This is a genomic window from Streptomyces sp. NPDC007929, assembly GCF_042959065.1.
Lineage (GTDB): Bacteria > Actinomycetota > Actinomycetes > Streptomycetales > Streptomycetaceae > Streptomyces.
In genome coordinates, this window is the sequence record NZ_JBIBKD010000004.1 from 190,472 (window position 1) to 205,274 (window position 14,803).

Genomic DNA, 14,803 nt, shown 5'->3' on the forward strand with positions numbered 1-14,803 from the left:
TGATCGTGCGAGGGTGTTTTCCGAACGTGTTCGACCGGGTTGCGACACCCCGATTTGGGGGGCCGGACGGCGGGGTGGTTGGCTTGCCCCGACCCCTGAGCAACCAGTCCTGGAGGAAAGCGATGGCGCAGGTCGAGGCCACTACGGAGCGGATCGTCGCGGCGGACGCGGAGACGGTGTTCGACGCCCTCGCCGACTACAGCGGCACCCGCGCGAAGCTGCTGCCCGAGCAGTTCAGCGAGTACGAGGTCCGTGAGGGCGGCGACGGCGAGGGCACCCTCGTCCACTGGCGGCTCCAGGCCACCAGCAAGCGGGTGCGCGACTGCCTCCTGGAGGTCAGCGAGCCCACCGACGGTGAGCTGGTCGAGAAGGACCGCAACTCCTCCATGGTCACCACCTGGCGGGTCACCCCGGCCGGTGAGGGCAAGTCCCGGGTCGTCGTCACCACCACCTGGACCGGCGCCGGCGGCATCGGCGGCTTCTTCGAGAAGACCTTCGCGCCCAAGGGCCTCGGCCGGATCTACGACGCGGTGCTCGCCCGGCTCGCCACCGAGGTGGAGAAGTAACCCGCCCCAAGACGCGGAACTTCAGGGGGTGTTGCACCCCCTCACCGGTTCGAGTGATCTCCGTACGGTTCGCTCCTGTGCCGTAACTCGTCGCGCTTGCTCGTAGTTGTCGCTTTTACGCGGGAATGGTGCGGCAGCGCGACGAGGGGAGCGGTGAGTGGGCGGGATCACTCTGGCGCAGGACGAACCGGCGGTAGCGCCCCCCGACACCCCCGCGCCCCCGCCGGATCCGGACACCGGACCCAGCCCGCGCCGGGTGCGGATCATCTTCCTCGCTCTCATGCCGGCCCTTCTCCTGGCCGCCCTGGAGCAGATGATCGTCGCCACCGCGCTCCCGAAGATCGTCGGTGAACTGCACGGCCTGGACCGGATGTCCTGGGCGATCACCGCCTACCTGCTCACAGCCACCGTCGGACTGCCGATCTACGGCAAGCTCGGCGATCTCCTCGGTCGCAAGGGCGTCTTCCAGTTCGCGATCGTCGTCTTCGTCGCCGGCTCCGCGCTCGCGGGGCGGGCCCAGAGCATGGACCAGCTGATCGCCTTCCGCGCCGTGCAGGGCGTCGGCGCGGGCGGCCTCATGATCGGCGTCCAGGCGATCATCGCGGACATCGTGCCGCCCCGGCAGCGCGGCCGCTACATGGGCCTGATCGGCGCCGCCTTCGGCCTCGCCTCCGTGGCCGGGCCGCTGCTCGGCGGCTACTTCACGGACCACCTCTCCTGGCGCTGGTGCTTCTACGTCAACGTCCCCTTCGGCCTGCTCACCCTCGCCGTCGTCGCCGTCACGCTGAAACTTCCCAAACCGGCCGTCCGGGCCCGGCTGGACGTCCTCGGCGCGCTGCTGCTCACCGCCGCCTCCACCTGCCTGGTCCTGCTGACCAGCTGGGGCGGCACCGAGTACGCCTGGGACTCGCGCGTGATTCTCGGCCTCGCGGGCGGAGCGGCGGCGGCGACCGTGCTCTTCCTCGTCACCGAGCACTTCGCCGTCGAACCCCTCATCCCCCTCCGGCTGTTCAGGGACTCCGTCTTCAACGTCACCGGCCTGGTCGGCCTGGTGATCGGGGTGGGCCTGTTCGGCGCCGCCAGCTATCTGCCGACGTATCTGCAGATGGTCGACGGGGCCTCGGCCACCGCATCGGGCCTGCTCATGCTGCCGATGATGGCCGGCATCGTCGGCGCCTCGATCCTCGCCGGACAGCTCATCAGCCACACCGGCCGCTACAAGGCCTACCCGATCCTCGGCGGCGCCCTCTCCGTCACCGGCATGTGGCTGCTGTCGCGGCTGGAGGTCGGCACGCCCCGGCTGCACTACAGCATCTGGATGGCCGTCCTCGGCGCCGGCATCGGCATGGTGATGCCGGTGCTGATCCTCGCCGTGCAGAACTCCGTGCGCCCCGCCGACCTCGGCACCGCCACCAGCGCCAGCAACTACTTCCGGCAGATCGGCGGCAGCGTCGGAGCCGCCGTCTTCGGCACCCTGTTCGCCGACCGGCTCGCCGACGCCCTCGCCGACCGGCTGCCCGCGCGGGCCGGGCTGCCTGACCCCGAGTCCCTCACCCCGCAGCTCGTGCACGCGCTGCCCCCGGCCCTGCGCGACGACTACATCCGGGCGTACGCCGACGCCATGCCGCGGATCTTCCTCTACCTGGTGCCGGTGCTCGTCCTCGGACTGGTCATCGCCCTCTTCCTCAAGGAGAAACCCCTGGTGTCCCACAACGCCTCCGTCACCGACCCGGGCACGGCGCCGGGGCACGCCCCGGTCCCGCAGGCCCGCGCCGCGTACACCTCGGGCGTGCCCGTGTGCGGCTCGGTGCAGCACCCCGACGGGACCGTCGTGCCCCGCGCGGCGCTCACGCTCATCGACGTCACCGGGCAGCAGACCGGGCGCGGCGCGAGCGGCGAGGACGGGCGCTACGCGCTGGCCACCCCGGGCCCGGGCTCGTACGTGCTGATCGCCGCGGCCGGGGGCCACCAGCCGCAGGCGGTCACCGTGACCGTCGGGGAACGCCCCGTCGAACTCGACATCGTCCTCGGCGGCGCCGGGAACCTGATCGGCACCGTCGTCACCGCCGACGGCACGCCCGTCAGGGACGCCACCGTCACGCTCACCAACGTGCACGGCGAGGTCGTCGCCACCACCCGCAGCGGCCGGGAGGGCGGCTACGTCATCACCGAGCTCGTCGCCGGCGAGTACACCCTCGCCGCCAGTGCGCCCGCCTTCCGCCCGGCCGCGCTTCCCGTCACCGTCCAGGCCGCCCGCGAGACCCGCCGGAACATCGAACTGGCCGGGGGAGCCGTACTGCGCGGCACCGTCCGGGCGGGCGGCGGCAGACCCGTCGAGGACGCGCGCGTGACGCTGCTCGACGTGGCGGGCAACGTCGTCGACACCCTCACCACGGGGCCCGACGGCACCTTCCGCTTCGTCGACCTGTCCTCCGGCGAGTACACCGTCATCGCCGCCGGCTACCCGCCCGTCGCCACCGTGCTCCAGGTCGCCGGAGGGGGCCGTACCGAGCGGGACCTCCAGCTGAGCCACGAGGACTGAACGGGCACCGGCCGCACGCCCGACGGGCAGCGGCGCGCGGGGTCGTACGCCGGTGCGAACCCCGCGCGGGCAATTCCCGCAATGCCTCACATCGCCACCGGCGGGAGCCGTACGGTGGAGACACCGGCACAGATCTTGCGTCCGTGGGGAGAGAGGGCCTGGCCATGGACCATGGCACCGACAAGGCTGGGCAGGGCACGGTGACCGGACCCGCCGAGACCGGCCGCGTCCCCCTGGCCGTGGTCGTGGTCGACCGCGACGGCCTCGTGTCCCACTGGAGCCGCGGCGCACGGCGCCTGTTCGGCGTCCCCAAGGAGGAGGCGATCGGCCGCGCCGCCCTCGACCTGCTCCCCGTCTCCGGCGCCCTGCCCGACGAGCGGGACACCATCCACGGCGCCCTGGGCGACGGACTCGGCCCCGACCTCGAATCCTCCCTCGACGGCGGACTCTCCTACCCGGCCGCGGGCCGCGCCCGGCTCACCGCCTCCGCCGACGGCCGCATCGACGTCCTGTGGTGGGCCTACCCCCTGGTGGGCCCCGGCCCCGAGCGGCTGCTCGTACTGGCCGCCGACGCAGAGGGGCTGCGCCCGGGCGACGGGGTGTTCGAGCGGATCGCGCCCGCCTTCGCGCTGCACACCGACTTCCCCGGCGCGGAGGACCTCGCCCGCCGGCTCCCCGAGATCCTGCCCAGCATGAGCGTCGGCGACAGCGCCCGCATCGTCGCGCAGATCCTCGAACTCGGCTACCCCGTCCTGGAGTTCAGCCAGAACGACCGGGTGCCCGTCACCCCCGACTGGGGCGTGGCCCGGCGCGCCGAACGCAAGGCGCGCCGCGAACGGGCCGCGCGGGCCCTGGCCGCCGGCGAACCCGTGCCGGCGGACCTGCGCGAGGAGAGCGAGGACCTCGAGTACGCCGCCGTCCGCGAGCGCCTGGAGTTCCTCAACGAGGTCAGCGGCCGGATCGGCACCTCCCTCGACCTGTCCCGCACGATCGTCGAGGTCAGCAGGGCGGTCGTGCCCCGCTTCACCGACGTCGCCGGGACCTATCTGCGTGAACAGGTCGTCGCCGGCGAGGGGTTCGAGGACGGCATGCCCGACACCACCACGATGTGGCACCGGGTCGCCCTGGAGCACACCGACGAACCCGGCCGTTGGGACGACGTCGTCCCCGTCGGCGAGGCCATGCCGTTCCCCGCGCACACGCCGTTCTTCCAGTGCATGACCAGCGGCGAACCCGTCCTCGTGCCGCGCATCAGCGAGGAGATGGGGCACGCCATCGCCGCGCAGTTCGAAAAGCGCGACATCAGGCCGCTGATCACCGGCCGCTCCATGCTGGTCGTGCCGCTCAAGGCGCGCCATGTCGTCCTGGGCTTCATGATCCTGCTGCGCCACCCGGACCGGCCCGTCTTCAACGACATGGACCGGGTCACCGGCGCCGAACTCGCCGCCCGGGCCGGTCTCGTGCTCGACAACGCGCGCATGTACACGTTCCAGGAGAACGTCGCCGAGACCCTCCAGGACAGCATGCTGCCGCGCATCCCGCCCCGGATGACGGGCTGCGACATCGCCACCCGCTATCTCCCCGGCACGCTGCTCGGGCGGGTCGGCGGCGACTGGTTCGACGCGGTGAAGCTGCACGGCGGGCGCACCGCCCTCGTCGTCGGCGACGTCATGGGCCACGGCCTGAACTCGGCGGCCATGATGGGCCAGTTGCGCACGGCCGTGCAGACCATGGCCGGGCTCGACCTGCCGCCCGCCCAACTGCTGCGCAACCTCGACGACCTCGCCCAGCGCCTCGGCGACACCTACCTCGCGACCTGCCTCTACGCCGTCTACGACCCGATCGCCGGGGAGCTCCACCTCGCCAACGCCGGGCACATCCCGCCCGTCCTGGTGCGGGCCGCCGACGGCCGCAGCGAACTGCTGGACCTGCCCACGGGCGCGCCCATCGGCGTCGGGGGAGTGCCCTTCGAGGCACTCCGGGTGCGTGTCGAGCCCGGCGACCGGCTGGTGATGTGCACCGACGGACTGGTCGAGGTGCGCGGCGAGGACATCGGGGTGGGCCTGGCGACGCTCTGCGCGTCGGCGGCGCACCCGGCGGCGTCCATGGACGACGCCTGCGACACCATCATCCGCGCCCTCGCCGCGACCTTCTCGGAAGCGGGCCGCGGTGGCCGCAAGGACGACGTGGCGCTGCTGATGGCCCGCCTGGGCGGTATCGAGCCGGACGACGTGGCCGAATGGCGACTGGCCCTGGAGCCGGCCGAGGTGAGCCGGGCCCGCGCGGCGGTCCGGGAGCAACTGCACGACTGGGGCCTGGCGAAACTCGTCGCGCCCGCCGAGCTGATGGCCGGCGAACTCGTCACCAACGCCGTACGGCACGCGTACGCCCGGCCCGTCGTCCTGCGCCTGGTCCGTGGCGACACCCTGCTGTGCGAGGTGGAGGACGACGACCACGAGCTGCCGACGCTGCTCAGCGCGGGCCCGCTCGACGAGGCGGGACGCGGCCTGCGTGTCGTCAGCACGCTGTCCCGCGAGTGGGGGACCAGCCGGACCACGAGCGGCAAGACGGTGTGGTTCGAGCTGACGCTGCCGCGCCGCTGAACACCCCCGGGGCGAACGGGGCGTGAAGGTGTGTGCCCGCGTTCTTGTGGCCGGGGCCGGAGCGCGATACACCGTACTCGCCCGCCGAATGGCGGGATTCGTTCGCACCCTGGGGAGTGGGCCATGAGCGTGACGAGTCGGTACCGGGAGGCGTGGGAGGCGTTCTGGCGGGAGGCGTCCGCCGAACCGGGGGCGGTGTTCTGGGACGCGGAACCGGTCCTGACCGTGGGCCCGCATCTCGCCCTGTTCGAGCCGTACCTGGCCGATCCGGCCCTGCCGATGGTGGACCTCGGCTGCGGCAACGGCACCCAGACCCGCTATCTCGCCGACCGCTTCCCGAGGGTCCTGGGCCTCGACCTGTCCGCCGCGGCGCTGGACCACGCCCGCCGTCGCGACCCGGCGGGCCAGGCCGCCTACCGGCAGCTGGACGCCGTGGAGAAGGAAGAGGTGCAGGCGCTGCACGCGGAGCTGGGCGACACGAACGTCTATGTGCGGGGCGTCCTGCACCAGTGCGAGCCGGACGACCGGCAGTCGCTGGTCGACGGGATCGCCACGCTGGTCGGCGACCGGGGCCGGGCCTGCCTGGTGGAGCTCTCGGGCGCCGCCAAGCAGGCGCTGATGGGGCTCGCGGGCGGCCCGGACGGCCCGCCGGACAAGCTCGCACCGGTCTTCCGGCACGGCCTGACACCCGGTGAGGTCTCGGACGAGGCCGTGCCGGAGTATCTGCGCTCGGCCGGTCTCTCGGTCCTGGCGAGCGGCCGGCTGCCACTGCGCACCACGGAGTACCACCCGGACGGCACGCGCGTCGAGCTGCCCTCCACCTGGATGGTGGCGGGGCGGACGGCCTGAGGCGAACTCCGGGGCAGGGCGTGGTCTGGTGGGCGACAGATTTGTCGGTGTACGTTCACTCTGCTCCGTCCGTGCACCCACCCCGCCCCACGGAGGACAGCCATGCCCTTGCCCTGGTTACGCATGCTCGCCGTGTCGGCTGTGTCGGCGGCGCTGATCGGCACGAGCGCCGTCACGACCGTCGCCGCACCGGACCACCGCGGAGTGCGGGACAACGTGCACACCGCCGGACGCGTCACGGCCACCGGCGACGTCCTCCGGTACAGCTGGCCCGGCGTCTACTTCGAGGGCCGGATCCGGGGCACCGGCGTGGGTGTCATGCTCGACGATCCGGCCGCCGACTACGACGTCCAGGTCGACGGAACCACCGTCGCGACTCTCGTCACGCCCGGGAGGACCACCCACTGGGTCAGGGGCCTGCGCGACGGTGTGCACACCGTCCGGCTCGTCAAACGCAACGACACCCCGTGGGCCACCAGCTCCTTCGGCGGCTTCGTCGCCGCACCCGGCGGTGCCGTCCTGGCCCGGCCCGCCGCCCGCAGTCGCCAGATCGAGTTCATCGGCGACTCCCTCACGGCCGGCTACGGCAACCTCTCCACCTCCCGCGACTGCGACGGCGGGCAACTGGCGCGCACCACGAACGCCGACGTGAGCTACGGCGCCCTCGCCGCCCGGGCGCTGCGCGCCGACTACCAGCTCAACGCCTATTCGGGCCAGGGCATGGTGCGCAACTACAACGGCGGCTCCCCGGAGGTGAACTACCGGACCTTCTACGACCGCGCGCTGCTGAACGTGCCCGGCGACGTCTGGCGCAACCCCGGCACCTGGCGGCCGCAGCTCGTCGTGGTCCACCTCGGCACCAACGACTTCTCCACCCCGGTCAACCCGGGCGAGCCCTGGACGGACGAGAGCCTCGCGGCCGCCTACCGCAGCGCCTACAGCGGTTTCCTCGCGAAGCTGCGCAAGCGCTACGGGCCCGCGACGACCCTGCTGGCCGTGGGCACGGGCCCGTTCGCCGGCCATGTCGAACAAGTCGTGGGGGAACGCGCCGGCGCGGGCGACCGCCGGGTCCGCTACTGGTCCCTCGACACCACCGGCCTGGACCACACCGGCTGCCACTGGCACTACTCGGCCCGCGACCACCGCCTGCTGGCCGACCGCCTCACGGCGCTCGTGGCCGACCTGCCGATCCGCTGGTGACCACCTCGTAGCCCGTCGGGTCCGCAGCGCGTAACGTGACGAACCATGAAGATCTCCGCCCTGGACGGCTCGTCATGAGAATCCTCATCAGCGCCGACATGGAGGGCGCCACCGGCGTCACCTGGCCCGACGACGTGGTGCCGGGCGCCTCCCAGTGGGAGCGCTGCCGGCCGCTGTTCACCTCCGACGTCAACGCCGCCGTCCTCGGCTTCCACGACGGCGGCGCCGACGAGGTGATCATCAACGAGGCGCACTGGTCGATGCGCAACCTGCTGCTGGAACAGCTCGACGACCGCGCCCAGCTGCTCACCGGCCGGCACAAGACGCTGTCCATGGTCGAGGGCGTGCAGCACGGCGACGTCGACGGCATCGCGTTCGTCGGCTACCACGCGGGCGCCGGCATGGAGGGCGTCCTCGCGCACACCTACCTCGCCAACTCGATCACGGGCGTGTGGCTGAACGACGTACGGGCGAGCGAGGGGCTGCTCAACGCCCATGTCGTCGCCGAGTACGGCGTGCCGGTCGTGCTGGTCACCGGGGACGACGTCGCCTGCGAGGACGCGCTCGGATACGCGCCGGAGGCGCTGAAGGTCGCCGTGAAGGACCATGTCTCACGCTACGCGGCCGTGTGCCGCACGCCCGGTCGCACCGCGGCCGACATCCGGGCGGCGGCCAAGGAGGCCGCCGCGCTGGCGGTGCGTCACGAACCAGTGCGCGGCGGCCCGTTCACCGTGGCCGTCGAGTTCGACGCCGAGCACCTGGCGATGGCCGCCACCGTCGTCCCGGGTGTGGAACGGACCGGGGAGCGCAAGGTGGCGTACACGAGCGGGACCATGTACGAGGGCATCCGCGCCTTCAAGGCGGTCACCACGATCGTCTCGGCAGCGGTGGAGGAGCAGTATGGCTGAGCAGGTGGACGAGCAGGCGCTGGACGAGGTCGTGACCTACACGTCCGACCTCATCCGGATCGACACCACCAACCGGGGCGGGGGCGACTGCCGGGAGCGGCCCGCCGCCGAGTACGCCGCCGCCCGGCTCGCCGGCGCCGGGATCGAGCCGACCCTGCTGGAGCGCACCGAGGGGCGGACCAACGTGGTGGCCCGCATCGAGGGCACCGACCCCTCGGCCGGCGCCCTGCTGCTCCACGGGCATCTCGACGTCGTGCCCGCCGCGGCCGCCGACTGGAGCGTGCACCCCTTCTCCGGGGAGATCCGCGACGGGGTCGTCTGGGGGCGCGGCGCCGTCGACATGAAGAACATGGACGCGATGATCCTGGCCGTCGTGCGCGGCTGGGCACGGCAGGGCGTGCGGCCCCGCCGGGACATCGTCATCGCGTTCACCGCCGACGAGGAGGCCAGCGCCGTGGACGGCTCCGGGTTCCTCGCCGACTCGCACCCCGGCCTGTTCGAGGGCTGCACCGAAGGCATCAGCGAGTCGGGCGCCTTCACCTTCCACGACGGCAACGGACGGCAGATCTACCCGATCGCGGCCGGGGAACGCGGCACCGCCTGGCTGAAGCTCACCGCCCGCGGACGCGCCGGGCACGGCTCCAAGGTCAACCGCGACAACGCCGTGACCCGCCTCGCCGGCGCGATCGCGCGGATCGGCGCGCACGAGTGGCCGCTCCGGCTGACCCCGACCGTGCGCGCCGCCCTCACCGAACTCGCCGCGCTCTACGGCATCGAGAGCGACCTCACCGACGTGGACGCGCTGCTGGACAAGCTCGGCCCGGCCGCGAAGCTCGTCGAGCCGACCCTGCGCAACAGCACCAACCCGACCATGCTGGACGCCGGTTACAAGATCAACGTCATTCCCGGTGAGGCCGTCGCGCACGTGGACGGCCGGTTCATGCCGGGCGGCGAGGAGGAGTTCCGTAGCACCCTCGACCGGCTCACCGGGCCGGACGTGGACTGGGAGTTCCACCACCGTGAGGTCGCCCTGGAGTCGCCGGTGGACTCGGCGACCTTCGCGGGCATGCGGGCCGCGATCGAGGAGTTCGCGCCCGAGGGGCACGTGGTGCCGTTCTGCATGTCCGGCGGCACCGACGCCAAGCAGTTCTCCCGCCTCGGCATCACCGGCTACGGCTTCACCCCGCTGAAGCTGCCGGACGGCTACGACTACGCGGCCATGTTCCACGGGGTCGACGAACGGGTACCGGTCGAGGCGCTGCACTTCGGAGTCCGCGTACTCGACCGGTTCCTGCGGACGGCCTAGGAGAGTGGGGGAGACGGTGCGGACGCTGGCCTACGGGGCGTGGCCCTCGCCCATCGACGCGGCCCTGACCGCCGCGCACGACGGGCACCCGGAGTACGTGGGCTTCGTCGGCGACGAGGTGTGGTGGACCGAGCCGCGCCCCGCCGAGGGCGGCCGGCGCACCCTGGTGCGGCGGCACGCCGACGGCCGGGAGGAGCCGTTGCTGCCCGCGCCGTGGAACGTGCGCAGCCGGGTCATCGAGTACGGCGGGCACCCCTGGGCCGCCGTCGCGGGGGACACCGGACCGCTGGTGGTGTTCGTGAACTTCGCCGACCAGCGGCTGTACCGCTGCGAGCCCGGCGGGGAACCCCGGCCGCTCACCCCGGTGTCCGGCGTCGGCGCCGGCCTGCGCTGGGCCGAGCCGCTGGCGCTGCCCGAGCGGGGCGAGGTGTGGTGCGTGCTGGAGGAGTTCACCGGCGAGGGACCCACCGATGTGCGCCGCGTCCTGGCCGCCGTCCCGCTGGACGGATCCGCCGCCGAGGACCGGAACGCCGTACGCGAACTCACCGACGGGCGGCACCGGTTCGTGACCGGACCGAAGCTCTCCCCCGACGGGCGGCGGGCCGCCTGGCTGGCCTGGGACCATCCCCGCATGCCGTGGGACGGCACCGAACTGCTCCTGGCCGACCTCGCCCCCGACGGCACGCTGCGCGACGCCCGGACCGTGGCCGGCGGGCCGGACGAGGCCATCGCCCAGGCCGACTGGACCCACGACGGCCGTCTGCTGCACGCGAGCGACCGCACCGGCTGGTGGAACCTCTACCTCGACGGGGAACCGGTGTGCCCGCGCGAGGAGGAGTTCGGCGGCGCCCTGTGGAAGCTCGGCTCGCGATGGTTCACGCCGCTTCAGAGCGGTCTGATCGCCGTCGTGCACGGCCGGGGCGCCACCGCCCTGGGCATCCTGGACCCCGAGACCGGCGAGGTCGTCGACGCCGCAGGCCCCTGGACCGAGTTCGCCCCCACCCTCGCCGCCCACGGCGAACGGATCGTCGCCGTCGGCGCCAGCCCGCGCAGCGCCTACGAGGTCGTCGAGCTGGACGCCCGCACCGGCCGGGCCCGTGTGGTCGGCGCCGAGCACGACGACGCCGTCGACCCCGCGTACTACCCCGAGCCGCAGATCCGCACCTTCACCGGCCCCGACGGGCGCGACATCCACGCCCACATCTACCCGCCGCACCACCCCGGCTGCGTCGCGCCCGGCGACGAGCTGCCGCCCTACGTCGTCTGGGCGCACGGCGGGCCCACCGGCCGCGCGCCGCTCGTACTCGACCTGGAGATCGCCTACTTCACCTCGCGCGGCATCGGCGTCGCCGAGGTGAACTACGGCGGCTCCACCGGCTACGGGCGCTCCTACCGCGAGCGGCTGCGCGAGCAGTGGGGCGTGGTCGACGTCGAGGACTGCGCCGCCGTCGCCCTGGCCCTCGCCGACGAGGGCACCGCCGATCGCGCCCGGCTCGCCGTCCGGGGCGGCAGCGCGGGCGGCTGGACCGCCGCCGCCTCGCTCACCACCACCGACGTCTACGCCTGCGGCACCATCAAGTACCCGATCCTGGACCTGGCCGGCTGGGGCACCGGGGAGACCCACGACTTCGAGTCGCGGTACCTGGAGGGCCTGATCGGGCCGCTCGACGAGGTGCCCGCACGGTACGCGGAACGCTCGCCCGCCGCCCACGCCGACCGTCTCACCGTGCCGTTCCTGCTGCTCCAGGGCCTGGACGACGTGATCTGCCCGCCCGTCCAGTGCGAGCGGTTCCTGGCACGTCTGGAGGGCCGCACGGTGCCGCACGCCTACCTCGCCTTCAAGGGGGAGGGCCACGGGTTCCGCAGGGCGGAGACCATGGTGCGCGCCCTGGAGGCCGAACTCTCCCTCTACGCCCAGGTGTTCCGCCTGGACCCGCCCGCCGTTCCCACTCTGGAGCTCAGCAAGTGAACCAGCTCGTCCGGCCGCCCCGGCTCGCCCCCGGCGCCCGTGTCGCCGTCGTCGCGCCCAGCGGGCCGGTGCCCGAGGAACGGCTCCAGGCCGGGCTCGACCTCCTGCGCGGCTGGGACCTCGACCCGGTGGTGACACCCCATGTGCTCGGTCTGCACCGGGAGTTGGGCTACCTGGCCGGTACGGACGGGCAGCGCGCCGCCGACCTCCAGAACGCCTGGTGCGATCCCACCGTCGCCGCCGTGCTGTGCGCCCGGGGCGGCTACGGGGCGCAGCGCATGGTCGACCTGCTCGACTGGGACGCCATGCGGGCGGCGGGCCCGAAGGTGTTCGCCGGGTTCAGCGACGTCACCGTCCTGCACCAGGCCTTCGCCACCCGCCTGGGCCTGGTCACCCTGTACGGGCCCGCGGCCGCCGGTGTCGACTTCCTCAAGCACGTCCGCGCCCAGGAGCATCTGCGGGCCACCCTTTTCGACCCGGAGTCCGTGCGGACCGTCACCGCCGTGCCGCCGGGCGGCACCCCACTGGTCCCCGGCCGCGCCCGGGGCGTCACCCTGGGCGGCTGCCTGAGCCTGCTGGCGAGCGACCTCGGCACTCCGCACGCCCACCCCGGGGCGCGGGGCGGGCTGGTGCTCATGGAGGACATCGGCGAGAGCCCGTACCGCGTGGACCGGTATCTCACCCAACTCCTGCGCACCGGCTGGCTCGACGGGGCCGCCGGGATCGTCCTCGGCTCCTGGGCGGGGTGCGGCCCGTACGGGGAGCTGCGTACGGTGCTCGCCGACCGGCTCGGCTCCCTGGGTGTGCCGGTCGTGGAGGAATTCGGGTTCGGGCACGGTGACGGCGCGCTGACCGTGCCCCTCGGAGTCGGAGCCGAACTCGACGCCGTAGCGGGCACGTTGACGCTGGACGAACCGGCGCTGAGCTGAACGGCCCGCCCCTGAAATCCGGTCAGGAAACCCTCGTTTCGGTGATTGACGGCTCCTGACACGTGTCACACGATGACAACGGGCCAGTACCTACTGGTCGGTATCCGGGTTGCCCTCACCGTGGAGGTCCGTGTGTCCCGACGCGTGCCCAGAACCCGCGCACTCCTCGCCCTCGCTCTGGGCGCCGCCCTGGCCGTGCCCCTCACCCTCACCCCACCCGCGAGCGCCACCGGCACCTACACCGTCACACCGCTGAAGTTCACCGTGCGGGCGGGCGACCGCGCCTGCACCGTCGACGCCGACCTGTACCGTCCCACCGGTGTGGACCGCGACCACCCGGCGCCCGCCGTGCTCGGCACGAACGGCTTCGGCGGCAGCAAGGCGGACGGCTCGACGGACACCATCGGCAAGGCCTTCGCCCGGCGCGGCTACGTCTCGCTCGTCTACTCCGGGCTCGGCTTCGGCCGCAGCGGCTGCCTCGTCTCCCTCGACGACCCGGACGTCGACGGCGCCGCCGCCTCGCAACTGGTCGACTTCCTGGCAGGCACCCGCGCCGCCGACGACGGCACGAAAGCCGACTTCGTCACCCGTGACGCACCCGGCGACCCGCGCGTCGGCATGATCGGCGGCTCCTACGGCGGCGCCGTCCAGCTCGCCACAGCCGCCGTCGACCACCGACTCGACGCGCTCGTCCCGATGATCACCTGGAACGACCTGGCCTACTCGCTCGACCCCAACAACGCCGTGGGCAGCGGCAAGGTCCCGGGCGTCTTCAAGTGGCAGTGGACGAACGGCTTCTACCTCATCGGCGAGGGACAGCCGCTGCTCGAACCCGGCCTCGACCCGTCCCGCATCAACTCCCTGGCCTGCCTGCACTTCGTCAGCGAGGCCTGCCGGACCGTCCACACCCTCAACTCCGGGAGCTACCCGGCCGACCGCACCGCCGAGCTGCTCGCCTACGCCCATCGCGTCTCCCCGGTGTCGTACCTCCACCGCGTCGACACGCCCACCCTGCTGGTCCAGGGGCAGGCCGACACCCTGTTCAACCTCAACGAGGCCACGGCCACCTACCGGACGCTCAAGGCCCAGGGCACCCCCGTCAAGATGATCTGGCAGTCCTGGGGCCACAGCGGCGGCCGCACCGGCCCGGGCACCGGTGAACTCGACCTGTCCCAGGGCGATCTGGAGGCCAGTTACGTCGGCCGGCGCGTCCTCGCCTGGTTCGACCGCCATCTGCGGGGGCGGACCCATGTCGACACCGGACCGGCCTTCGCCTACCACCGCGACTGGATCACCGACCCCGACCGCACCTACGCCACCGCCGACCGCCTTCCCGCCCTCGGCCGCACCCTGTACCTCTCCGGTGACGGCACCCTCGTCGAGAACCGGGACGACGTGGTCCGCGGCAGCCGCCGCTACACCAACTGGCTGACCTCCACGAGCCATTCGGAAAGCTCGCTCGCCGGCCTCATCGGCCTGCCGGACACACCCCCGCGCGACACCAAGGGCACCTATATCGACTGGACGAGCGCGCCGCTGAAGCGCCCCCTCGACGTCGTCGGCGCACCCCGGGCCACGCTCAAGGTCGTCTCCCCGAAGGCCGAGCGCACCCAGAACTCCGCCGACGCGGCCGACAAGCTCGTCCTGTTCGCCAAGCTCTACGACGTCGCCCCCGACGGCACCCGCAGCCTGGTGCGCCGCCTGGTCGCGCCGGTGCGCGTCCCGGACGTCACCAAGAGCTTCACCGTCACCCTGCCCGGCATCGTGCACCGGTACGAGACCGGGCACCGGCTGCGGTTCGTGATCGCCGCGAGCGACGACGCGTACTTCGGCAACCGGGGGATCAAACCGGTGACCGTGGTCAGCGGGCCGCGCGACACCGGGGTGCTGCGGCTGCCGGTCGCCGGGTCCTGACGCCCGACTGGGGACAC

10 protein-coding genes are annotated in these 14,803 nt (G+C 72.9%); all 10 read left to right on the forward strand.

Going from position 1 to position 14,803, the window contains the following annotated elements:
* Positions 1-122 precede the first annotated feature (122 nt).
* Positions 123-566, forward strand: coding sequence for an SRPBCC family protein (locus ACFZDE_RS14475; protein ID WP_390995323.1), 444 nt, complete (start codon positions 123-125; stop codon positions 564-566).
* Positions 567-723: 157 nt separating this feature from the next.
* The gene (locus ACFZDE_RS14480; protein WP_391200071.1) at positions 724-3,108 is read left to right on the forward strand and encodes a DHA2 family efflux MFS transporter permease subunit; all 2,385 of its coding nucleotides are present in this window, start codon (positions 724-726) and stop codon (positions 3,106-3,108) included.
* 164 nt (positions 3,109-3,272) lie between these two features.
* Positions 3,273-5,711, forward strand: a complete 2,439-nt coding sequence (locus ACFZDE_RS14485) for a SpoIIE family protein phosphatase (protein WP_391200072.1) — start codon at positions 3,273-3,275, stop codon at positions 5,709-5,711.
* Positions 5,712-5,834: 123 nt separating this feature from the next.
* A complete protein-coding gene (locus ACFZDE_RS14490; RefSeq protein ID WP_391200073.1) occupies positions 5,835-6,560 on the forward strand; it encodes a methyltransferase domain-containing protein in 726 nt (241 codons plus the stop codon).
* A gap of 102 nt (positions 6,561-6,662) precedes the next feature.
* Positions 6,663-7,760 carry a GDSL-type esterase/lipase family protein gene (locus tag ACFZDE_RS14495; protein WP_391200074.1) on the forward strand — a complete coding sequence of 366 codons (1,098 nt, stop codon included), beginning with the start codon at positions 6,663-6,665 and terminating at the stop codon, positions 7,758-7,760.
* A 74-nt stretch (positions 7,761-7,834) separates the two neighbouring features.
* On the forward strand, positions 7,835-8,668 hold the full coding sequence (locus ACFZDE_RS14500) for a M55 family metallopeptidase (protein WP_391200075.1): 834 nt from the start codon (positions 7,835-7,837) through the stop codon (positions 8,666-8,668).
* Entirely contained in the window at positions 8,661-9,974 is a 1,314-nt protein-coding gene (locus ACFZDE_RS14505; protein WP_391200076.1) for a M20/M25/M40 family metallo-hydrolase, read from the forward strand. The genes ACFZDE_RS14500 and ACFZDE_RS14505 overlap by 8 nt, the downstream gene beginning before the upstream one ends.
* Before the next feature lie 4 nt (positions 9,975-9,978).
* Positions 9,979-11,943, forward strand: a complete 1,965-nt coding sequence (locus ACFZDE_RS14510; RefSeq protein ID WP_391200077.1) for a prolyl oligopeptidase family serine peptidase — start codon at positions 9,979-9,981, stop codon at positions 11,941-11,943.
* Positions 11,940-12,872: an LD-carboxypeptidase gene (locus ACFZDE_RS14515; protein ID WP_391200078.1), complete on the forward strand. Its 933-nt coding sequence runs from the start codon at positions 11,940-11,942 to the stop codon at positions 12,870-12,872. The genes ACFZDE_RS14510 and ACFZDE_RS14515 overlap by 4 nt, the downstream gene beginning before the upstream one ends.
* Before the next feature lie 132 nt (positions 12,873-13,004).
* Positions 13,005-14,786 (forward strand): CocE/NonD family hydrolase, encoded by a 1,782-nt coding sequence (locus ACFZDE_RS14520; protein ID WP_391200079.1) that lies wholly within the window; start codon positions 13,005-13,007, stop codon positions 14,784-14,786.
* Positions 14,787-14,803: the final 17 nt, after the last annotated feature.

Excerpts from the sequence above, each read along its gene's own strand:
- ACFZDE_RS14475 (WP_390995323.1), top strand. The coding sequence starts at position 123 with ATGGCGCAGGTCGAGGCCACTACGGAGCGGATCGTCGCGGCGGACGCG.
- ACFZDE_RS14485 (WP_391200072.1), top strand. The coding sequence starts at position 3,273 with ATGGACCATGGCACCGACAAGGCTGGGCAGGGCACGGTGACCGGACCC.
- ACFZDE_RS14490 (WP_391200073.1), top strand. The coding sequence starts at position 5,835 with ATGAGCGTGACGAGTCGGTACCGGGAGGCGTGGGAGGCGTTCTGGCGG.
- ACFZDE_RS14495 (WP_391200074.1), top strand. The coding sequence starts at position 6,663 with ATGCCCTTGCCCTGGTTACGCATGCTCGCCGTGTCGGCTGTGTCGGCG.
- ACFZDE_RS14500 (WP_391200075.1), top strand. The coding sequence starts at position 7,835 with ATGAGAATCCTCATCAGCGCCGACATGGAGGGCGCCACCGGCGTCACC.
- ACFZDE_RS14505 (WP_391200076.1), top strand. The coding sequence starts at position 8,661 with ATGGCTGAGCAGGTGGACGAGCAGGCGCTGGACGAGGTCGTGACCTAC.